The organism is Novosphingobium sp. 11B, from assembly GCF_054589055.1.
Genome location: NZ_BAAILP010000323.1, coordinates 98,040 through 119,602, shown reverse-complemented (window position 1 = coordinate 119,602; position 21,563 = coordinate 98,040). Strand labels below are relative to the sequence as shown.

At 61.2% G+C, this 21,563-nt stretch carries 22 protein-coding genes; 12 read left to right on the top strand and 10 right to left on the bottom strand.

Annotated features, from left to right (window positions below; all coding sequences use genetic code 11):
- Positions 1–49 precede the first annotated feature (49 nt).
- Entirely contained in the window at positions 50–415 is a 366-nt protein-coding gene (locus ACYPYD_RS27000; RefSeq protein ID WP_459666864.1) for a 3'-5' exonuclease, read from the top strand.
- Here ACYPYD_RS27000 and ACYPYD_RS26995 read toward each other — a convergent pair.
- Positions 316–600 carry a hypothetical protein gene (locus ACYPYD_RS26995; protein WP_459666845.1) on the bottom strand — a complete coding sequence of 95 codons (285 nt, stop codon included), beginning with the start codon at positions 598–600 and terminating at the stop codon, positions 316–318. The two genes, ACYPYD_RS27000 and ACYPYD_RS26995, sit on opposite strands and share 100 nt — an antisense overlap.
- Before the next feature lie 309 nt (positions 601–909).
- Between ACYPYD_RS26995 and ACYPYD_RS26990 the strand changes: the two genes are divergently transcribed.
- The 3 genes from ACYPYD_RS26990 to ACYPYD_RS26980 are packed head-to-tail and all read left to right on the top strand — an operon-like array spanning position 910 to position 3,291.
- Entirely contained in the window at positions 910–1,659 is a 750-nt protein-coding gene (locus tag ACYPYD_RS26990; protein WP_459666843.1) for a multiubiquitin domain-containing protein, read from the top strand.
- A complete protein-coding gene (locus ACYPYD_RS26985) occupies positions 1,634–2,818 on the top strand; it encodes a ThiF family adenylyltransferase (protein WP_459666842.1) in 1,185 nt (394 codons plus the stop codon). Before ACYPYD_RS26990 ends, ACYPYD_RS26985 begins: the two co-directional genes overlap by 26 nt.
- Positions 2,818–3,291, top strand: a complete 474-nt coding sequence (locus tag ACYPYD_RS26980; protein WP_459666840.1) for a DUF6527 family protein — start codon at positions 2,818–2,820, stop codon at positions 3,289–3,291. Before ACYPYD_RS26985 ends, ACYPYD_RS26980 begins: the two co-directional genes overlap by 1 nt.
- A 505-nt stretch (positions 3,292–3,796) precedes the next feature.
- On the opposite strand, the gene ACYPYD_RS26975 is transcribed toward ACYPYD_RS26980, so the two are convergent.
- The 3 genes from ACYPYD_RS26975 to ACYPYD_RS26965 form a co-directional block, all read right to left on the bottom strand.
- Entirely contained in the window at positions 3,797–4,990 is a 1,194-nt protein-coding gene (locus ACYPYD_RS26975) for an IS91 family transposase (RefSeq protein WP_459666838.1), read from the bottom strand.
- A gap of 3 nt (positions 4,991–4,993) precedes the next feature.
- A complete protein-coding gene (locus tag ACYPYD_RS26970; protein ID WP_459666836.1) occupies positions 4,994–5,905 on the bottom strand; it encodes a tyrosine-type recombinase/integrase in 912 nt (303 codons plus the stop codon).
- Positions 5,906–6,315: 410 nt separating this feature from the next.
- On the bottom strand, positions 6,316–7,353 hold the full coding sequence (locus ACYPYD_RS26965) for an IS110 family RNA-guided transposase (RefSeq protein WP_459666834.1): 1,038 nt from the start codon (positions 7,351–7,353) through the stop codon (positions 6,316–6,318).
- Positions 7,354–8,094: 741 nt separating this feature from the next.
- Between ACYPYD_RS26965 and ACYPYD_RS26960 the strand changes: the two genes are divergently transcribed.
- From ACYPYD_RS26960 to ACYPYD_RS26945, 4 genes are all read left to right on the top strand, one after another.
- The gene (locus ACYPYD_RS26960; protein WP_459666832.1) at positions 8,095–8,646 is read left to right on the top strand and encodes an RNA polymerase sigma factor; all 552 of its coding nucleotides are present in this window, start codon (positions 8,095–8,097) and stop codon (positions 8,644–8,646) included.
- The gene (locus ACYPYD_RS26955; RefSeq protein WP_459666831.1) at positions 8,643–9,662 is read left to right on the top strand and encodes a FecR family protein; all 1,020 of its coding nucleotides are present in this window, start codon (positions 8,643–8,645) and stop codon (positions 9,660–9,662) included. Before ACYPYD_RS26960 ends, ACYPYD_RS26955 begins: the two co-directional genes overlap by 4 nt.
- Positions 9,663–9,816: 154 nt before the next feature.
- Positions 9,817–12,297 (top strand): TonB-dependent receptor plug domain-containing protein, encoded by a 2,481-nt coding sequence (locus ACYPYD_RS26950; protein WP_459666829.1) that lies wholly within the window; start codon positions 9,817–9,819, stop codon positions 12,295–12,297.
- Positions 12,298–12,344: 47 nt separating this feature from the next.
- On the top strand, positions 12,345–14,378 hold the full coding sequence (locus tag ACYPYD_RS26945) for an Atxe2 family lasso peptide isopeptidase (RefSeq protein WP_459666828.1): 2,034 nt from the start codon (positions 12,345–12,347) through the stop codon (positions 14,376–14,378).
- On the opposite strand, the gene ACYPYD_RS26940 is transcribed toward ACYPYD_RS26945, so the two are convergent.
- From ACYPYD_RS26940 to ACYPYD_RS26915, 6 genes are all read right to left on the bottom strand, one after another.
- Positions 14,366–16,063 (bottom strand): asparagine synthase-related protein, encoded by a 1,698-nt coding sequence (locus ACYPYD_RS26940; RefSeq protein WP_459666826.1) that lies wholly within the window; start codon positions 16,061–16,063, stop codon positions 14,366–14,368. The genes ACYPYD_RS26945 and ACYPYD_RS26940 overlap by 13 nt on opposite strands.
- Positions 16,060–16,746, bottom strand: a complete 687-nt coding sequence (locus ACYPYD_RS26935) for a lasso peptide biosynthesis B2 protein (RefSeq protein ID WP_459666824.1) — start codon at positions 16,744–16,746, stop codon at positions 16,060–16,062. The genes ACYPYD_RS26940 and ACYPYD_RS26935 overlap by 4 nt, the downstream gene beginning before the upstream one ends.
- 61 nt (positions 16,747–16,807) lie before the next feature.
- Positions 16,808–16,942, bottom strand: coding sequence for a benenodin family lasso peptide (locus tag ACYPYD_RS26930; protein WP_285019028.1), 135 nt, complete (start codon positions 16,940–16,942; stop codon positions 16,808–16,810).
- A 159-nt stretch (positions 16,943–17,101) separates the two neighbouring features.
- The gene (locus ACYPYD_RS26925) at positions 17,102–17,737 is read right to left on the bottom strand and encodes a GntR family transcriptional regulator (RefSeq protein WP_459666822.1); all 636 of its coding nucleotides are present in this window, start codon (positions 17,735–17,737) and stop codon (positions 17,102–17,104) included.
- Positions 17,738–17,743: 6 nt separating this feature from the next.
- Entirely contained in the window at positions 17,744–18,166 is a 423-nt protein-coding gene (locus ACYPYD_RS26920) for a helix-turn-helix domain-containing protein (protein ID WP_285019032.1), read from the bottom strand.
- 140 nt (positions 18,167–18,306) lie between these two features.
- Complete coding sequence (locus ACYPYD_RS26915; protein WP_459666821.1) at positions 18,307–18,723, bottom strand: hypothetical protein; 417 nt, start codon at positions 18,721–18,723, stop codon at positions 18,307–18,309.
- Positions 18,724–19,036: 313 nt separating this feature from the next.
- On the opposite strand from ACYPYD_RS26915, the gene ACYPYD_RS26910 reads away from it, so the two are divergent.
- From ACYPYD_RS26910 to ACYPYD_RS26895, 4 genes are all read left to right on the top strand, one after another.
- Entirely contained in the window at positions 19,037–19,987 is a 951-nt protein-coding gene (locus tag ACYPYD_RS26910; protein WP_459666862.1) for a DsbC family protein, read from the top strand.
- 196 nt (positions 19,988–20,183) lie between these two features.
- The gene (locus ACYPYD_RS26905) at positions 20,184–20,498 is read left to right on the top strand and encodes a hypothetical protein (protein WP_207081237.1); all 315 of its coding nucleotides are present in this window, start codon (positions 20,184–20,186) and stop codon (positions 20,496–20,498) included.
- 132 nt (positions 20,499–20,630) lie between these two features.
- The gene (locus ACYPYD_RS26900; RefSeq protein ID WP_008827576.1) at positions 20,631–20,897 is read left to right on the top strand and encodes a type IV conjugative transfer system protein TraL; all 267 of its coding nucleotides are present in this window, start codon (positions 20,631–20,633) and stop codon (positions 20,895–20,897) included.
- Positions 20,898–20,902: 5 nt separating this feature from the next.
- A complete protein-coding gene (locus ACYPYD_RS26895; protein ID WP_459666820.1) occupies positions 20,903–21,538 on the top strand; it encodes a TraE/TraK family type IV conjugative transfer system protein in 636 nt (211 codons plus the stop codon).
- Positions 21,539–21,563: the final 25 nt, after the last annotated feature.

Genomic DNA, 21,563 nt, shown 5'->3' with positions numbered 1-21,563 from the left:
GCTTCCTCGACCGCATCCGTCGCCTTGTGGCGATCGGCGATGACCGGATATTCGGCAGCTTCCGGCAGCCGCGCAGGGGCTGAATGCTGTCCGACTGGTGACGATCCACGGATCGAAGGGGCTTGAGTTCGATTGCGTTCACCTGCCCGGACTGAACGGCGACACGTTGCCAGGACCTGCGAAGGCGCCACAATGCGTTCCGCCCGATGGGGTCATTGCCGCGGTCTCGGGTGATGTAAGGGAACACTGCGCGCTGGCGATGCCGAGGAGGGGGAATGACTTTTCTACGTGGCGACATCGAGAGCTCGCGATCATCTATTCCTTTATGCGGCGAACGCGGGGAGCTTCGTCGAACTCCGTGAAGTTGCAAAGAAACTGGTGCAGAGTTTCAGGACCTTGCGCGCCGCCCATGTAGCCGAGGCTCCGTCCGCCTTGGTGTTGGCCGTCGGATCCGATCAGATCGTATTTGCGCTGGATGACGTCCTGAGGGACGCTCTGGGGATGAGGAAGTTTCAGCGGGTGCGAACCGGCGTGCACCGCAAGGCTGATACCCAAGATCTCGGCGCTGCAATTGCTCTGCTCGCGGTTGCGGACAATCATCCCTCGTCCGCCATCTAAATTGTGCATCTTTCCAGTGGCATCGTCAGGCCTTTCTCACTCTCGTCAAAGGTGCTGGGCAGTCGGCGCAGCGCTCCGGCAGATGTGATGGAGGACATCCGCGCGGGACAGTTCCCATCTAAGCCGACGCAGCGCGTGTGCCCGCGCTGTCCTGCGTTCTTCGTGTGCGGTGAAATCCCTCCAGGCAGCCTGTCTAAAGTTTTTTGACGCTGCCTTTCCGGTTCGCCGATGCGACCCCGATTGACCTTTCGTAGCCGGTTAAATCGGCCCAGAACGAAAGGATTTCCGACAATGACTACCAACGACCATGGCGACTTCGATGACGTCGGTGACGCCATTCGGAGCGACCGCCCGCTCCGTCCCGCGGCCGCCTACCGCATTCTCTTCGCGCAGGACAATCTCGAATTCCAGCCTCTGCTGATCCCGGACCCCATCCCTGTCGGCAACCAGATCTTGGAAGCTGCTGGGCTCGAACGTCGCGGATACAGCCTCTTCGCGATCCTCGCTTCGGGCGACTTCGAAGACGTTCGTCTCGATGAGCAATTTGACCTGCGGGGCAAAGGAGCCGAGCAGTTCGTTGCGTTTCTCACGGATCGCGACTTCAAGCTCGAAGTCAACGACGACGAGATCAGGTGGGGTAAGCCGAGCATCAGCGGGCACGCCCTAGCACAACTCGCCAAGCCCGGTGAGGGCGAAGGGGTCTATCTCCAGGTTCGTGGCGGCACCGATCGGCTGATCGGGGCGCATGACCTGGTCGATCTCAATGAGCCTGGCATTGAGCGCTTCTTCACCGCAGCGCTGCCGCCCTTGGAGATCGAGATCATCGTCAATACGCGCAAGCGCACGGTTCCCCATGCCAATGTTTCGTTCGAGCAGATTGTAGCGCTCGCCTTTCCGGGCACGCACGATCCGAATGTCGTTTTCTCCATGACCTACCGCAAGGCGGCTTCGAAGCCCCACGCAGGCGAGCTCGGGGCAGGCGGCACGATTGAAGTCAAGAAGGGGAGCGTTTTCAATGTCACGCGCACTGTTCAGTCGTAACTCCGACCTCGCGCGGCTGCGCGAAGAAGGCTATTTCGTGCAGGTGATCGGGGGGTTTCTCGTGATGCGCGAAGTTCCATACGTCGCTGCGGACCGTTCGGTCCGCAGAGGCACCCTCATTTCCAGCTTGGCGCTGGCTGGTGATCAGACTCGGCCGCCGGATACCCATGTCATTCACTTCGACGGTGAATATCCGTGCCATGCAGACGGCACTTCCATCGCGGCCATCGCACACCAAACTCATCATTTTCAGTTTGGAAATGGGCTCACGGCCAAGCATGCCTTCTCCAGCAAGCCGGCCGAGGGGTATAGCGACTATTATCACAAGATGACGACCTATGCGTCGATCATTGCGGGTCCTGCTGCGGTAATCAACGAGACTGCGACTGCGCGAAGCTATCGTGCACTTGACGACGAAGAGGACGCCGATTGCGTCTTCAACTATGTGGAAACGGCATCGGATCGGGTTGGGATCGGCGCGCTAACCGCGCGTTTCTCCGGGATGAGGGTCGCTATCATCGGCCTCGGTGGCTCTGGCAGCTATATTCTCGACATGGTGGCAAAGACCCCTGTGATGGAAATCCGCCTGTTCGATGCCGACGAGTTCCTGCAGCACAACGCATTCCGGGCGCCTGGAGCTCCCAGCTTAGAAGAACTTCGGGATGCTCCGCTCAAAGTCGACTACTACAAGCGTATTTATGAGCGGATGCACCGTGGCATCGTGGCGGTACCCCATGCCGTCACCAGCGCCAACCTCAACTCGCTGGAAGGGATCGACTTCGCATTTCTCAGCCTTGATGCCGGAGAGGCAAAGGCTGCGATCGTCGAACGGCTTAGCCAGCTTGGTGTCGCTTTCATCGACATCGGCATGGGACTTGAACTGGGTGAAGCCGGGTTGGCGGGCGTTCTTAGGGTGACAACGAGCACCCCGGAACAACGGGCGAAGGCGGATTCGGTGCAGCGGATTCCGCTTGCGGGAGGCGGCGCGGCGGATCTTTATGCGTCGAATATTCAGGTTGCCGATCTCAACGCCCTCAATGCTGTGCTTGCGGTTATCAGGTGGAAAAAGCTGTGCGGCTTCTACTGCGATCTCGAGTGTGAGCACCACTCGACCTACACGCTGGATGGCAACATGCTGCTTAACGAAGACCAGTCATAATGCGGTACGACTGTCTTGAACATCGGTTCGTAGAGGCGTTTCCGGAACCATTGGAGCCGGGCATCCTATACGTATCGATAGAATACGGAAGCGTGGCGCACAGCTGTTGCTGCGGCTGTGGCGAGGAGATCGTGACACCGCTTACGCCGACCGATTGGAACATCAGGTATAATGGCGAGACAATCTCGCTTCATCCATCAGTCGGGAGCTGGACGCTGCCGTGCCGATCCCATTACGTTATCCGCGAGAATAGAGTAATCGCGGCACCACCTTGGTCGGAAAGGCAGGTCGATGCGGAGCGAAAGCGCGACCGGCGCGCCAAGGCACGCTATTACGGCACTGAGCCGGAATCGCAGGTTGTAGCCGAAGCTCAGACGCCTGAGGCAGAGGTCAGTGTATTGGTCACTGAGGCAGTTGCGAGGCCGAACTGGCTGCGTCGCTTTATTAATTGGCTAGGCGGGAGCGGCAGCTAAAGGCTGCGAGTGTCGGGAATTCGGGCGGGGGCGTGCAATCCGCTGAATTCCCGGTCCGCTTAACGTTTTCGGGCGGCACTAATAGCCAAGTGCGGGCTCCACGAACAACTCTAAGCCCACACCGATACCGGCGCAAAAATGATAGCTCGTGTGTTGCGAATGTCGGCTTTAGCTAAACTTGTTCGGGTAAGCTGCCATTCTGGAAAGTCGAAGGGTTTCGGGCGCCGTCAGGCGTACGTAAACCCGGACATGTACGACCCGCGGATGGTTCAGAGATGAGCTATGGGGGTTTCAGCTTCGGCGCGGTCTGGAGCCTTCCGGGCATCGTTGTCGGCTCGGGTATTGGGCCGCCATTGATGCAAGGCGATCGTGATCGGTGACGTTCCTGAGGGACTTTTATTCGGCGCCAGGCGACTCTTCTCGCGGCAAGTGGCGGTGGGCGCGAGTGCGCTCGTGTCCCGCAACTCAGGTTTTGCGGGAGGGATGGCAGTCGAGCCATGCCGGGTCATGACACGGTTTCCCGGATCGGTAGAAGCTTTCCCGGTGGCGCGCGCGGTTGCCGCCAGCGTTCAAAGGTCTCGATAATAATCATGCGACCGCCGCAACACGGGCATGGTGGGCGCAGGTCCGCCGGTTCTTGCTCACTGAGATCTTCAGGCTCGGGCGCAACGTTGAGCAGATCGCGAGCAAGGGCCAGGTTGGCCTTTCGGTATGCGCCAGCAAGCATGCCGTAGTGCCGGATGCGGTGGAAGCCGCGCGGTAGGACATGGGTCAGGAAGCGCCGGATGAACTCGTCGACCGGGAGGGCCATGACGCGCTGGCGATCGGCTCCATCGCGGCGGTAATCCTTGTAGCGCAAGGTGACGTTGGCGCCATCGAAGGCCAGTATCCGCCGGTTCGATATGGCAACCCGGTGCGTATAGCGCGACAGATAGGCCAAGACGGCCTCGGGTCCTGCGAACGGCGGCTTGGCGTAGACCACCCAGCGCTTCTTGCGGACCGGAGCGATATGACGCTGGAACGCCCGGCGATCGCTCAGCGGCAGGAGCGTTCCGAAGAAGGCCAGCTTGCCGCTGTCGTGGAGCTGGGTCAGCCGGGTAAGGAACAGCCGGCGGAACAGCTTGCCCAGAACCCGAACTGGCAGAAGGAAGGCGGGACGCGAGGATATCCAGCGCGTCCCGTCTGAGGCCAGGCCTCCACCCGGCACGACCATGTGAACATGCGGGTGGTGCGTCATGGACGAACCCCACGTGTGCAACACCGCGGTGATGCCGATGCGCGCGCCGAGATGTTTGGGATCGGCCGCGATCGTCAACATGGTTTCGGACGCAGTGCGGAACAGCAGGTCGTAGAGCAGCGCCTTGTTGTGGAAGGCGATCTCGGCGATCTGCGCTGGTAGCGTGAAGACGACGTGGAAGTAGCCCACTGGCAGCAGATCGGCCTCGCGTTCCGCCAGCCAGGTGCGCGCTGCCGCACCCTGGCACTTGGGGCAGTGCCGGTTGCGGCAACTGTTGTAGGCGATGCGCCAGTGCCCGCAGTCCTCGCAGGTCTCGACATGACCGCCCAAGGCAGCGGTGCGGCAGTTCTCGATCGCGGTCATCACCTTGAGCTGTATCAGGCTCAGATGGCCGATGTGGGCCGCCCGATAGGCCGGCCCAGCAGCGCGGAAGATGTCGGCGACCTCATGGTCGGTGCGCACGCCTCAGCCGTCTGGCGATGCCTGAGGTCGAGGGGCCGGAAGCACGGCCAGCTTGTCGAGTGGACTGACGACGTTTCTCAAGGTGCGGGTGGCCACCTGGGTATAGAGCGCCGTGGTGTTCAACTTGCCGTGTCCGAGCAACGCCTGGATAATGCGGATATCGATGCCGTCTTCAAGCAGGTGGGTGGCAAAGCTATGCCGCAGGGTATGCGGCCCGACCCGCTTCGTGATGCCGGCAGCACGTGCTGCCTCGGCCGCGATACGATGTATCTGGCGATAACATATGGGCTTGAGGTAATGCTGTCCCGGGAACAGCCAGCCATCGCGGTGCATGACGCCCTGGTCCCGTCCTTCCTTCCACCACGCGCGCAGGAGATACAGCAGGTCCTTCGGGAGCATGGCATTGCGATGCCCGCCGCCTTTGCCGCATTCCACCCGGAGCAGCATGCGCTCGCCATCAACATCCCTGACCCTGAGCTTGGATACCTCTGACGCGCGCAGGCCTGCGCCATACGCGACGGACAGGATTGCCTGATGCTTGAGGCTGGTCGTCGCCCCCAACATCCGCGTCACTTCTTCGCGGCTGAGCACCGTGGGCAAGGATCGGGGATGCTTTACCCGGTAGAGCTTGCGGGTCAGGTCCGGACGATCAATCGTATGCGTGTAGAAGAAGCGCAGCGCCGATACGATGCTGTTCAACGTTGGCCCACCAAGCCCTGCCTCCCGCTGATCCAGCTGAAACTGGCGCAGATCTTCTCCGCTGGCCGTGTCGGGAGGACGGCCCAGCCATGTAGCGAACCGCTCTACGTCTCGCAGGTAGTTGCGCTGCGTGGCACGCGACAGGTGGCGCAGGTCCATATCTTCGACCATGCGCTCGCGCAGGGTCCGGGGCGGCGTCATCACGGTAGTGTTCATTGTTCGACTCCTCAGTTGAAGGAGCCGATAGAGTCTGCCTGCGCTCGCCTGCGCTCAAGTCAGGCGCATCGCAGGCGTGGCCCGCACGACATCAAGGTCATAGGCCAATCCCGCGCAGCGGGTCGTCTAATCGCCCCTCGGTCAAGTCCAACGTATCGATCGTTCATAAAGATGCGCCGCGTGTGCCGGGTACAGGGTCGTCTACGCGGTCGATACAAATTTGATCGCCGCAGGATGGGTTCCGTAGCCGAGATCTTCCTATGTTCGTGACGCAATCTGCTCATAAGAGGCAGTTGCTTCCCGCTTCGCGGAATGATCCCAACCGCGTCCCGGCAGGGACGGCTCGGCACGCCCCGAACGGGCGCTAACTGAGGAAACGATAGATGATGCTGGTTCTGGCGTCCCTCTTCCTATTGGTCAGGCCGGGGAGTGGCCCCGGCATTTGGATCAAACAGCTCGCCCGTCTTCAGCATCGAGTGCATGATTACCGCCAGTTTGCGCGCAAGGGCGACAGCAGCCCGCTTGAATCCCAAACGCTCCTTCAGCGCGAGTGCCCATGTTCGCAACGCGCTGGTCTCTGACGACCTGTTCAAAATTACCGAGGCCGCCTCGTACAACAACGTGCGTAGCTTAGCGTCTCCACGACGCGAGATGTGACCTTCATAGTCAACCTCGCCTGACTGATATCGCTTCGGGGTCAGCCCGACCCAGGCGCCCACCGCGCGCGAGTTCTTGAAGTTGATCGAATCCTCCACTGCTGCTGCAAAGGCCGTGGCAGTGACCGTACCCACGCCAGGTACTGAGGTGAGTAGGCGACAGCGTTGATCCGTGCCGGCCATAACAACCAGCTGCTTGGTCAACTCCGCCACGCGAAGCCGAATATCGCCCCAGGCCTTAAGCAGTGGTAGGATGATGCGCGCCAAATTGTCTTCGCCTCCCAGAAGCGTAACGACGTTGCGCTCAAAGACGCTGCCTGCGCCTTTGGGTATTACGAGACCGAACGTCTTCATCAGCCCGCGGATCTGGTTCGACATCTGCACCCGCATCTTCATAAGTTGGCGTCGTGCTGCAATCAGCGTTCTCATCAGCATGCTGTCGAAGCCTTTGACGCGGATCTCCCGAAAGAAACCTACCTCGGCCAAATGCGCCAGACCGTCAGCGTCGTTCGCGTCGGTCTTGTTCGCAGCCATGTCGAGAGCTGCCTTGGCATGGCGAGCGTCTATGCAGATCGCTGGCAAACCCTCCGCAGTCAGCGCATGAAAAAACCAAACCGAAAGAGGCCCTGTCTCGAACACCACGCGCTTTGCATTCGGCGCGCGTTTGCGGATCACTTCCGCGAGTAGCTTCGGATCCGACGGGCACTTGCCACGCCAAACGCGCTTGCCATCCTGACGAACCGAAATCGAAGTGTCTTTCAGGGAAACATCGAGTCCTATATGCTGGTCCACGGTTGTCCTCCATCTGATGCTGGGCCCGGTCCAAAATCGTGAGCCCGTTCTTCATCTAGCGGGGGGCAACCAACCTTCCAGTAATCTCGAGCCCGTTGCCCATGGCCGGCGCTCCCGCGATTACGTCATGTTCGTACATGTCCCAGTTTCGGAAATGAAAACCGCAGTGCATGGCGGTCGAGAATAGGCGCTTTTCCGGCGGGGTCTCTTACTCAAATCGCGCAATGCCCCCTGCTCTAAGCTGGCTTTCCTCCTTAGGGCCATCAAACTTGGCCGCCCGACCCCGCCATCAAGGTGCGCACACTTCTCACCTCGTTGCCCCGGAACCAGGAAGAGGTGCGCTCGCATATCATACCCCGGGCCAAGGGAGCTCCTCAACGCGAAACGGTGTTCGATACATAGCGTGTCAATTCCTGCTTGCCTCCCTGCCCCTTCCATGTGCAAATGGCTCCGCTCCCGTGAAAGCCGGGAGTTGGGGCGTGGAAACCCTAGCTTAGAGGAACTCGGTCGGTTTTGCGGCCGGGTGGCATGTGCGTATGTCCAGCCGGCAACGGTAAAGGCGCATGCGCCTGTCTCTAAGCAGGTTTCCAACATCCGGCTTCGGCCGTCGCCCCGAGTGGACATAGGTGCGACGGATGGGGCCTCGACGACAATCAGGTGTGAGTAGAATGCCGGCAAGCGGGATAGCGCGTTGCGCTCCGCTTTCACCGTGCTTTGATGGTACGCGCCATGGTGTCTACCATGGCCAATGACATCCACGCCGGTAGCGACACCAATGATGGGTTCGATCGCGCGACGACCGATGAATTCGCGCGCTTCTACCGCGAGGAACGTCGGTGGCTGGTCCGCTATTTCCATCGTAACTCAGTTTGCCGCGCAGAAGCGGATGAACTCGCGCAGGAAACCTTTCTCCGCTTCCTCAGGAGCGGCACCGCGACGATACTACGAACCCCGCAGGGCTATTTGCGTCGCATCGCGATCAACCTGCTGCGAGACCATGCGGATTTATCCTCAAGCCGCGTAAGCACGCTCAAGAGCCCACTCTCCGAGGCAACCGAGCTTCCCACTCCTTTTGATCCGCTTCGTGTCCTTGAGGCGCGAACCGACGTCGCCGCAATCGCAAACATACTTGAGACGCTCGATCCGCTCGATCGGGAAATGTTTTTGCTCAACCGCGTGGAGGGCTATAGTTTTCGCGAGATCGGACGAACGAAGGGGCTCAGCGAATGGGCCGTCAAACGTAGGGTCTTCAAGACGCTGGACCATCTGATGGAGTGCATGGAAGGCCGATGACCCAGACTGATCCCCCGCTTACCATCAAGCAGCAGGCACGGCGCTGGGTGCTGGAAAGTCAGGAAAGCCCGGCATTGCACGCCGCGGCGATGCGCTGGTGTGCCCAGGACCCCGAGCACCGCCGGGAATTCGACATCGTGGAAGCCGCACTGGCAGGCACGATTGACCCCGCAGCCAGAACCGTACGCGCGCGGCAGAAGCATCGGCGTGCCAAACTGCTGAGCAGGGTTGCGATCGCGGCCTCTGTAGCGGCCATCCTCCTTTTCGGGGCGCACATCTTTTCGGGACAGAACCTGCGCCGGCATGCGGATACCGGGCCGCTTGCCTCGTCTGCGCCCCGGAGCGGCGACGGCCCGCTCGTTCTCACCACGAGGACAGGCGAAGTTCGACAGATCGCACTGGCAGACGGATCAATCGTGACGCTCGATTCCGATAGCCGACTGACGGTTTCGTTCCGCAGTGACCGACGTGATATCACGCTCGATCATGGCCGGGCCATTTTCTCCGTTGCCCATGATCGCTCCCGCCCATTTATCGTTGCAACGGAAGAAGGTACGACTACCGCGCTCGGCACCCGGTTCAGTGTCGAACGACGAAGCCGCTGCCAGATGGACGTTGTCCTGTATACGGGACATGTCGCCGTCACACCCCCGTGCCAAGGGACAACGAAGGACACCGCCGGGACAGCGCGCTATCTTAATCCCGGACAGCGAATTCGCTATTCCGCAGCCATCTTGCAAAGCGGGACGGCTACCGTAGAGCCGGCACCGGTCAATGACGAGCAGTGGATCACCGGCGTGAAAAGCTATGACAATGAAACCATTGGCGCCATCCTTGCAGAGGTTAACCTCTATTCGAACGTCAAGCTGATCGCAGCTTCGCCCGATGTCGCCGAGATGCGCGTCAGCGCGGAACTGCACATCCGTAATCCGCAGAGCGTCGCCAAACATCTTTCCCGCGCTCTGGGACTGACGCTGGAGTCTCGAGGAGCAGAACGCATAATTCTCAAGAAATGACGTCGGCGCCGCTCGCTGCGAAATTTCTCCCGTCTAGCTCCACATGGCCGCCATTGGGTGCGCCATCTGGACAATGGGGGATAGAATGCGAGCGCTTCGTTGCAGCTTTCTTGTAGGTGTCGGTTCTTGCGCGTTGGCAACTGGCGTGCCCGTGATGGCTCAAGCCGATCGGGCGGTGGCTTTAGACCTGCCCGCTCAATCCTTGACGGAGACGCTGCGAGCAATCGCTCGCCAGAGCGGCCTTGAATTTTCGGCACCGGCCGATCCACTACAGGACAAATTCGCCAAGCCACTGAAAGGGCGCTTCCTACCGGTCGATGCCGCGAAGCGAGTGCTGCACGGTACGCGGCTGACGGCAGAAGTGATCGATGGAGCGCTCATCATACGCGCCATTGGCAGCCCGGCGCTGGCGGGAAACGACGATGAGATCGTCGTCACGGGAACGCATATCAAGTCGCAGGACAGTGCGTCACCGACCATCAGGCTGCAGGCCTCGGACATCCGTTCGGCTGGGCAGGTCGATCTCGGCGAGGCGATACGTGCCCTGCCGCAGAACTTCAGCGGTGGGCAGAACCCCGGTGTATCGCCCGGCGCCAATGGCATCGCCAATCAGAACATGGATGCGAGTTCGATGCCGAACCTGCGCGGCCTGGGCGGAGACGCGACGCTGGTACTGCTGAACGGACATCGCTTGTCATACGGGTCATTCGTCCAGGCCGTCGATATAAGCGCGGTGCCGCTGGCGGGGGTCGAGAGGATCGATGTCGTCGCCGATGGCGCATCGGCGATCTACGGCTCGGACGCGGTCGGCGGGGTGATAAACGTCGTTCTCAAGCGGGATTACGACGGCGCAAATCTGACCACCACGGTGGGCGGAGCGACCGATGGCGACGATTTCACGAAGCAGTTTTCCGGCGTCGCAGGCAAAACCTGGGCGAGCGGCGGCGTGACACTGGCCTACAGCCATCAGGCCAACAGCGCCATTTACTCGGATGATCGCGAGTATACGGCAGACATGCCCAATGGCGGGACGCTCTATCCCCGCGTCAACCAGGACAGCATCGTCGCCAGCGCGCATCAGGCTATTTCCTCGACGGCGGAGTTTTCCATCGACGCCGCATACAGCAACCGGCAATCCTTCATGTCGCAGGTCACTGACTACGGCGTGGCCTATCAGAACCGGCCCGATGTGACCTCCTATTCCGCGACCCCGTCTGTTCGTATCGACCTCGGGGCCGGATGGGATGCCCATGCCTCGGTCACATACGGCAAAAGCAAGCTGAACTACGATCAGACCACGCTCTTAAATGACGATGTCGCCTCCCGGTCTACCGGCTACTACAAAAACGAGGTCGTCAACCCGGAAGGTTATGTCGCCGGAGCCATCACCGGTTTCGGTCCTCACGCTGTCGATGTCGTAGTAGGCGCAGGCTATCGGTATAATAGCTACGAATATTCGCCCTCGTCCGCCCAATTTCGGTATGGCGGCACGATCGACAGCTATTACGGGTTCTCGGAATTCAGGATGCCGGTCCTTTTGCCAGTCGACGCATCCCCATTGGGCGAACGATTCATCCTGAGTGCAGCGCTGCGCTACGAACACTATCCTCACATGGGTTCCGTTGCGGTGCCCAAGCTTGGCCTCATTTATGGCCCTTCCCCCGATTTCAGCGTCAAGCTGAGTTGGGGCAAGTCGTTCAAGGCACCCACGCTCAGCCAGCGTTATCAATACCGCAGCGCCTACCTCGATCCGACCAGCTATATGGGAGGCGAACGCTTTCCGGCGGGATCTACCGTCCTTACCGACTACGGCGGCAATAGCGACCTCAAGCCGGAACATGCCAACACATGGTCAGCAGCCATAGACATCCACCCTCGCCTTATTGACCAGCTTCGCGCTTCCATCGGCTATTTCCACATCGGATATCGCGACCGCATTATCCAGCCAGTCTCCGGCGCCGCCATGTTCACCGCGCTCAGCGATCCGGCATATGATCCCGCCGTCAACTACTCGCCTACCCTCGCCGACATCGAAGACGTCTTGTCCAATGCCTTGGATTTCTACAACTTCGCGGGAGAGTACGATCCTGCCAAGATCGTTGCGATCATCAACAGTCGATATACGAACGCCGCGCATCAAACGATTGAAGGCGTAGATCTCGCCGTCGATTTCCGACTGCCTGTCAACGGCACGTCGGCGGTGACGTTTGCAGCAAGTGGTGCCTGGCTATGGTCCAACCAGAACTTCACCGGGGATTCTGCGAATATCGCGCTCGCGGGCACGGTCTTCAATCCGCCGCGCTTTCGGTCGAGGGGAAGCGTGACCTGGTCTGACCGGAGACTGACCGTCGGTGCCTACGTCAGCCATCAATCCGGGCTTTCCGACAACAGGCAGAATCCGGCGGCGTGGGTCGCTGCGCTGACCACGCTCGACTTCTCCGCAGGATACAAGATTCCGCGAGGACGAGGTCCACTGGGCGGGCTTGGATTTCAGGTCAATGTTCAGAACGCCTTCGACAGGCATCCGCCATACGCGGCACCGAGCGGCGGCTACACCTATTACGTCAAATACGATTCGACCAATGCCTCACCGGTCGGACGCTTCGTCAGCTTGACGATTTCCAAGGACTGGTAAGGCTCTGCAGCGGCGAGCGCCGCTGCGGTTCTCGATTGGACTCTCCCATGAACCTGCAAGCAATCGCGCGCTTCGGCTGCGCTCTCATGGTGTGCGCCGGTGCTCCAGCGCAGGCAAAATCGCGCGAGGTCGCGCCCTGCACTTTGGCACTCGATTCCCCGAAGCCCTCAACGGGTCGCACCGTTACCGCGAAAGACCTTGTTGATCTGCGGGATTTCGGCGCCATCGGCCTGGGCAGCGCACCGGCACCCTTCAGCCTGTCGGCGAAGGGCAATACGGCTGCATTGCAACTTCGCCAGGCCGACGCCGAGAATGATCGGTATTGCACGGCGATCGTGCTCGTCGGGCTGGATGCGCCTTACACCCCGACGGTGATCGACACCGGAGGCGAGATCGTCGCCGCCAGCTCAACTCGCTACGGAATGACAGACCTTCCCCTCGGCATCCCGAAGCCGGTGCTGCTTCGATGGTCACTCGATGGCAGGCGGCTCGCCTACACCAAGACCTTCACCGACCGTTCCGAAATCTGGATCTACGATCGAGTAAGCCGGCGCACCAACCGCGTGTTGACGAGCGCGGTGGACATACTCGAGATGGCCCTTTCTGACGATGGACAACGTCTGCTCTATTCCAGTCAGCCCGGCTTGGTTGCTGCTCGTTCCGCAATCGCTGCGGAAGGCAAGGATGGCTATCGCTACGACCAGCGGTTCTGGCCATTATCAGCCGACGGACCAATGCCCCCTTCGGACATTCCGGTCATCGACAGTGCCTGGGATATCGAAAGCGGCGGAGCGACCGCGTTGTCGCAGCAGGATGCGCGAACCCTTCATCCATCGCGCCTCTGGCCCAGTGGTGCTCTCGCGGCTGCGATCGCCAAGGAAGGCGGGCTCGTTGCCTGGATCGTTCCGCGCAGTGACGCGCTCGACGCCGTGACCGAGATCAGGCTCAAATCTCACGGGACCGCAGGGAGCATATGCCCCTTTGCAGCCTGCACGGCTGTCACCGGTCTGTGGTGGGCATCGGACGGGAAGCGGCTTATCTTCCAGCGTCGCTCGGGGCCAGCGGACAGCCGTACGGAATTCTACTCCTGGGGGCTGGGCAAAGAGGCACCTGTACGCCTGCTGGAAACGTCGGACGCGCTATTCGGATGCGCTTCGAGGGATGCGGACCTCGTTTGCGCGCAGGAGACGTCCAGCCGGCCGCGAAAAGTGGTCGAACTGGACACGAGTACGGGCAAGCGCCGCGATGTGTTCGACCCGAACCCGGCATTTTCGTCGCTGCGATTGGGTAGTATCCAGAGGCGCACTTGGCAGAATGCCTTCGGACTGACGACATTCGCCGATCTCGTCCTGCCTCCGGGCTGGAAGCCGGGAACACGCCTTCCTCTTGTCGTCGTCCAGTATGAATCGCGTGGATTCCTGCGCGGCGGCACCGGCGACGAATACCCGATCCAGGCGATGGCCGGGCAAGGCCTCGCGGTGATCAGCTTCAACAGGCCGACGTGGTTCGGGCTGACGAGCCATCCAAGAACGGACGCGGAGTTCTACGCCCGCAACAACGAGAATTTTGCTGATCGCAGGAGTAATCTCTCGTCGCTCGAGCGGGTAATCACCCAGCTGGACCGGGAGGGCATCATCGATCCAAACAGGATCGCCATCACCGGGCAGAGCGACGGCGCGGTGACTGCGACCTTTGCCCTTGCCAATTCGTCGCTGTTCTCGGCAGCCATCCTCAGCACGTGCTGCGAGAGCGAGCCCGCGCAGGAAGCCAGCGGACCGGCACTCGACGAATTTTATGTCGCGATGGGCTACCCCGGGACGCGCGATGCCGCGCCGGGGTTCTGGCGCACAAATTCCATAGTCGATGCGCCGGATGCGAGAAAGGTTCCCATCCTTGTCCAGGCCGCATCGAGCGAGTTCAGGATGGGTCTTGCGACATACCGCGACCTTCACCGCAAAGGGTGGCCGATCGAGATGTACGTGTACCCGGATGAGGGGCATGTGAAACTTCATCCGGCCCATCGATCCGCCGTCTACAACCGCAATCTCGTCTGGCTCAGAGAGCGCCTTCAGCACCAGTGACGGCACCACATCTCCACCTCATGAAGATGGAGGGTTCGTATGGCGTGGACTTCGTTGCTCCCATTCCCGCCCATAACCGAACCTACGGCTTCCAGGTCAATGAGGCCCTGGCTCGCCAGCACCCCGTTCTTCAGATCCTCCAGTATAGCGGCGCGATTGAGATCGACGATCTGATATACCAGACCGTCAAAAGCCCCCTTGAGCTTGCGCTCCAGGATGCCGGCCGGGAGGTGAACTTTCATGGCAGCGCGGGCGACGGCGCGATCGCGCCCCCCCTCGAACCAGAACCAGGTCGGAAGAGACAGGCACAATTCGACGAGTGGCTGCGAAAGCAAAGGATAGATTGTCGGCAAAGCGCCCTCGATATGGAGGTGATCAGTGCCTGCCGTCGCACGCGCGATATTCCTGATGAGCTGCTTTTGCGCTGGCCAAAGAGGGGTTTCCGTATAGAGCCAAGGATGCAAGCTGTCGTCACGCATGTCGATCGCCCTGCGCGACAACAGTTCGGTGGCGCCCGGCCATGCCTTGCCGGGCAACCGGCCCGACACAGCCGCCAATGCCTGCCGCAGCACCGAGGGCAGCGAAGCACCGGTCGCGCCGCATATGTCGGTCGCGGTGCGCGGGAGATGTCGGGTCAGTCCTTCATGCAAATACCGATCAGCCAGAGGGTAGGCCGAATGGAGTTTCCCGAACACGTTGTCTCCGCCCCCACCGTTGAAGTGCGCGGCGGTGCCAAGCGCTTCGCCGTGCATCTCGGCATGCCGGTCGAATACCTGGGTAAAGGCCCGGGCTGATGGGCGCGGACGCGCGGCCGAGAGGTTTCGGCTCACCTGTGCATGCCGGGGATCGCAATACTCGGCGTGAAGTCCGAGGCCCAGGTGCTTTGCAACTTGCCCGGCATAGCTCCGCTCATCCGCCAGAGGGGATCGCGCAAAATACACCAGAAGGTCGATCGGTCCCGATTGCGCTGCCAGCGCGGCGATCGACGAGGAATCGAAGCCGCCGGACACGGCAACGAGTGGATGCGGATATCGCTGGCTCCACACCGCGACTGCCTGCGCCAATGTCGTCTCGATAAGGCTGGCAGCATCGCCGAAACGGATTTCCAGGTTGCGCCCCGCGTAATCCGCCGGCTTCCAGATGAGTTCCCGGCGCGCACCATCTCGCCCGACACGCACGAGTTCGCCCGGAAGGACCTCCGTGATGCCGTCCAAGCAGGTCCTGCTTTGACGCCGATCGGGGGCAAGAAGATGATTTGCAATGCTTGACCAGTCGATCGTCGGTCGGATGCCCAACTGCGCGGATATAGACACCGCATCCGTCGCGATCGAGACACGTCTCTCGGAGTGACCGTAGTAGCACGGAACCATGCCCGATGGATCGCGATAGATTGCCAGTTCGCCCGTCTCCGGATTACGGGCAAGACCGACGTATCGCCCCCAATAGGCGCCGGCGAAGGCGGCCAGGAAATCAAGCGGATCGCTGCCGCTGCCTTCGAACGCAGCGACAGACGGGCTCCGTGCAGCGGGAAATACATCGCCGATGATGACGACGTCACCGTGGCACAGGAGCTGGATTTTCAGGTCCGAACTATGCACCAGCCTCCGGCTAAGGGTATGTCCGGGAGATCCATCCTGATCCGGGGCGGCAGTGAGATCCGCCAGGATCGAGAACGTGGTGTTCATGGCGATGCCAGGATGGGGCGAAAGCCCGTCACGACGTCCAGTCCCTGACCCAGCACGACCTTGTCCAACTGGACCCAGCAGTGCGCCTGGAACGGGTCGGCCTGGACGCCGAAAACGATTTTCGAGCAAGCAGTGTGCCGCGAGGCAAGGCGTTGCAACGCCAGTGCATCGGGCAGGCAACGTGATGTGCGAGGGAAGAGCAGTGACGCACAGCTGAATGCCGTGAGGCAGATCATCAGACCAGGGGGACTGGCGCTTGGACTGTGCGCCGTACCTTGCGCTCGATATTGCGCTCGCGCGTTCGCGATCTTCAGAAGGAAACGCAGACTGCGCCGCCGCATGCTCCAGTGAAAGAAAGAGAGCCAGACGAGCGCACGGGCATAATTGAGGACGAAGCGAACTCCGATTTCGACGGGCGCCTCCGTGCCGACGATGGCGCGTTCAGCCAGCCGGCGATCATGGCCATGACGGAGCCCGGCGGTTTCCGAAACGCCGAAAAGGCCGGATTTCATCAACGCCTCGGTTTGCGAGAATGTGAGCTCGAATCCTTCGAGCCACCTGCGGACCAATCCCGTAAGCTCCGGCTTGAGCTCGAAATAACGATCGCGGTCGATGTCGAGGGCAAGGACCCGATCCTGATAATCGCAAAGGCCCACTCCGGCGCGAAGATCAACGAACGGCATTGTCTTCCTCCCCAAAGAAAAGCCTGGCCCGCGGCGGCGCCGCGAGCCAGGCCATCTATGCTCAGTCGTCGAGCATGCCGATCAGGGACTGGCCTTGCGGATTGTCGATCCGCCGGTCCCCGGACCCGTGAGTGACCTCGCTGGCGACTCCCAGTTCGATCACACCGTTGTCGGCGGCTTCATGTTCGCGTTCCATATTTGCCTCCTTCTGTTTGCCACTCGGTTCGTGGCCCACAAAGGCTATGGCTGGGAGCTGATATATTCAGCACCATACGCTTTCAGCATGAAAGTACTCTCGCCGCGCTCTATTGTGATCCAGGTTTTACTACCCTGCCGACGATCTTACTGACGCAAATCAGCAGGGTACGGATTTCCGGACTGCTTCGCATAGTCCTCTGACGGCACGAATTCGCCGGCGGTGATAGTTCCACAAGGCCTCGCGAAGAGCTCGTCCGGTTCCGGATCTCGCCAATGTATTGGCGGCAAGCAATTCATCGCCGCAGTCGGACCAGCGCTCCGTCTCGACGAGTCGTACCACCCGAAGCCGCTCACCGGCGTTTTTGACGGCGGCGGCAAGTTCGTTCGATCCCGAGCTCTCCGCGATACGCAGAAACAGGGTTTCGGCGCTTTCGACGATCCGGGCGGGCGCGCTACAGTCGATGGCAGAGCTTCTGAGGACTGCCGGATCATCGAGCCGCCTGGATTTCCGGGCCTTGACGGCCATGCGGATTAAATGTCCGTGCCATGTGTAACAGTCGCGCAAGGCCGCCTCGCTCCAGCCCATGACGCGAAATCCGCGATGCTCGCCCATCGCGAGCAGCCCCTCTCCGTAGAGCCGGTGCAGCGCATCGCGGACGGGCGAGATACTGGTTCCCATGTCTGCTGCCAGCTGCGTCACCGACAGTTCGCGATCCGCGAGGTAGCTGGGGGAAAGCAGAACCTGCTTGAGCTGAACATAGGCCGCTTCATGCTGGCGGGCTCCCGGCGACATCGTCGTTTAGTCACCCTCCCGGTTACCGGGGAGATGATCGGCATCGCGGGCGAGGAGTTGAAACGAAAGCATGTCGATATTGTGCCGGGCGATCGCATCGATGCACACGGTTTCGATTTTCGAGATATCCCCTTCGAGCAGACCGTGCGGAAATACCCGCTGGTGTTCCATGAAAAGCAGCGGAATGATGAGATGCCCGGTCGAAAGTCCCAGTGCATGAGCGCAGCGGAAATGGTCGTCGAGCCGGGATTTGGGGTTGCCGGCCTCGATCTCGCGCAGCCAGCGCGCGCCAATCCCGACCTGCGCGGCAAACCGCTCCTGGGTGATCTTCTCGGTTCGTCGTTTCATTTCGATGCGCCTCCCCGACATCTGCTTGATCGCCTCGAGTACGGAAGGATCGCGTGCGTTGGGTATCGCCCGAAGCGGCATGACCAGGTCTCCCTTGCCAATGGCTCAAGCTCCCACGCGCAGCCCGTATGAGGAGGATGTTGTTGATAACGCCAGGGGTCAAACAGTAATGCTTTCATGATGAAAGTATTTAATCCGAAATCGAAGATCTCATCGTCGCTTTACCGCGTTCTTTTTGCCGGAATGATCGCCGAGGCACTTTCGTAGATGGCCTGCAACTCGGCATCGTCCAGACTCAGGAGTAGGCTGAGTCCCGCATTGTAAAGGCGCCATGTCGCAACCGGACGCCCGTATTGCCCACTCTCGGCAAGACGCTTGCCTGTACGTTCCACAAGTTCGGCAAGCCGGGTTGTCGCCCCGACAAAACGCGTTGATGTCCCGCCCAGCACTTCACAATCGGGCGATTCCAGTTCGGCCGCGATATCGGCCGGATCGCTGGAATCGAGTATGCTCATGGCGACGTAAAGCGTCAGTCCGTAGGGAATGAACTCGCGCGTCAGGCGCGCAAGCCGGCAGTGGCAGGCAAGGAACGCATCGACGCCTTTCCCGGAGAGTTGCAGCTTGTAGCTCCTGGACATCCTCACACCGTCACTCCCTCGCCTGATTCGGTCACGAAGCAATGCGCCTCGGCCAGCGCTTCCACAGACAAGACGGCAAAAACAGCCGAAGAAAGCACCATATCCGGCAATGGGCTGCCGATTGCGGTACTGTATTTCCGATCCGGTATCTCAGTGCCCTGCCCATTGCAGCGGCGAATTGCTCGCATCATCCTTCATCCATCCGATCATCATGGTGACGGCGAGCGCAGCCCTTATCCACGCTCCTAGCCCGAACCGCATGACAAAACCCGTCGCGCTACCGCTGCGCGCCGGAAGAAGGAGGCATGTGTCAATGTTCCACGATCCTCGTGAATTGGCGATGACTGCCAGAATGCATCTTGGGGCCAGGGCCGGACACGCCGCGAAGCGGCGGGAAGACTCGATCGCGTCCCCATCGTGGCCGAAGCGGCCTGCCTTGTTTCTTGGCGCGGCTAGTATCGCAGCGCTGGCGCTCATATCGCCTGGCTCGGCCTATCCCCGTGAGCAGGATCAGGCATCAAACCAACCCGAAGTCGCGGCACGAAATCCGACGGAACGCGATCCGCTGGGAGATGCGCAGGCTGAAGCCGAGCGGCAGCTCCACCAGACCTTCACCAACCTGCGCTTCGAAGACTTCGGCCCCGCGCCCGTCAAGGGGCCGATCTACGAAGCCTCCGCGGGCGGCAAGATCATCTATTTCGCGCCGCAGAGCGAACACCTGCTGTTCGCCATGGTCTACGATCGCAACGGCGTGAACCTGACGGCGCTCGCCCAGGAACAAGGTGCGAGCCGGCGCCTGAAGGCGATCGATCCTGCCAAGGCGCTGGCGATCGGGCCGGTCGATGCGCCGACGGTGATCGAATTCACCGATCCCGATTGCCCCTACTGCCAGGCGCTCGACCGCTACTGGAACGCCAAGCTTGCCGAAGGCAAGCCGGTCCGGCGGCTCATCTTCTTCGTAAGCGGCATTCATCCGGCCGCTGCCGCCAAGGCGGAGCATATTCTGTGCTCGCCCGATCGCGAGGCAGCTTTCAAGGCCGCCTATGCGGGCCAGACCCTGCCGGTTCTGCGCCAATGCGCGGCCGGCCGCGACAAGGTCGCCGCCGATGCCGAACTGGTCGCCAGGGTGGGTGTCTCGGGAACGCCGACCCTCATCGCGGACGGCAAGCTCATCTCGGGCTTCCAGCAGGCCGAGCTCGAGGCGTTCCTCGACCGGCACGCGAAGCCCGTGCTGGCGAAGGTCGCGACCGATGCGCCGCGCTGAGTTCACACGCACCGCAGCGCGAAGCGACGTTCTCTTTTCCGGAGGGCATCCAGTCCGGCCGATCCCGGCCCGGCGGATGAACCAGGATGCCGGCGGCGGCGGGCTCATGGAGCCGTCCACCGACGCCCCGGCCGACACCGATCCTCGTCGATGCCGGCAGGCGAATGTCCGGACGGCTCCTCTTTGGAGCAATGCCATGATGCGTACATTCGGTAAAAAGGCTCTCGCGGCTGCGAATATCGGCCTCCCTTTGGGCGTGATGGCCCTGATCGCCGGCCCGGCTCATGCCTTCTCGGCACCGGCCCAGGGCGATCTCGGCTACGACATCTACGATATCGTCGTGAACAAGGGCGTGAAGGGGCCGCTGGGCTTCGTGGGCGGCGTCGCCGCCTTCCTGTTCGGAGTCTCACGCCTCTTCTCGAACATCATGATCGGCATCCCGACCATCGTCGCAGCTGTCTGCCTGATCAAGGCGGACTCGATCCTGCAGACGTTCGGGATGGTCGTCTGAGACGCTGCGCGCGGGGTGCGCCTGGCCGACCGGCCAGGTCCGTCCCGCGCCGGTACCGTGCTGGGGGCCGATGGTCGGTCCCCGGAAACCGACACCTTCGCAAGGTGTCATGAAGCAGGAGGAGAAGGGCACATGGACGAGCGCCTTCCGCAATATCTGCATCGGCCGGTTCAGATCCTGTGGTTCGGATCGGACGAGTTCCTGCTCGCGACCTCGAGTGTTTTCGTGGCCGCGATCGTGGGCGGATTTGTCGGCTGGGCGCTCATCGCCGCCCTTCTCCTTTTCATCCCGTGGAAGCGGAGCAAGCCCAGGGGCTACCTGTCCCATCTCGCCTGGCGCTGGGGCCTGGTTTCCTTCCCTCACTATCCGGGTCCGACGCAGACCCGCTTCTTCGAGTAGACGCGATGGGTATCCTCTCACGCGGGCAAGCGGCCGAAGACCCGTTGCTGGGCAAACCGGCGAGTTTCGGCATCCATCGCTATCTGCAGGGCTCGGCCAACCTCTTCGAGGAGAACCGGCTGCTCAAGGTCGCGGTGGCCGGCTTGTTCGGCGTCACGGTGGTGCTGGGAGCGGTCATCTACACGACCAACCAGAACGCGCGCACCGTGGTCGTGCCCTTCGGCGCTACCGGCGATCTCTACGTCTCGGGCAGCAAGCCGTCCGAAGCCTACCTGGTCGCGATGACGCGCAACATCGTCGCGCTGTCGGGAACCTGGTCGGCCTATTCGGCCGATCGCCAGTTCCAGGAGCTGCTGGGGCTGGTCCATCCGTCCGCCTACGGCGCAATGCGCGACAGCCTGAACGGCGTGCTCGACGAACTGGCCGATAATCCGACCCTGTCGATCGCCACTTACATCCGGGGTGACCAGCCTGTGCGCTGGACGCCCCATGAAATCCTCGTGCCGGTGGAGAAGGTCCGCGTCATCGGCGGGGTGATCCGCAAATTCCGGGGCATTCTGCGGATCGGTTACCGGATCGAGAATGGCCGCTTCTGGCTGACCCGTCTTTCCGAGGAACAGTTCGATGCCGAAACACGCTGACGCGATGTCACGGCGGCCAGCCATG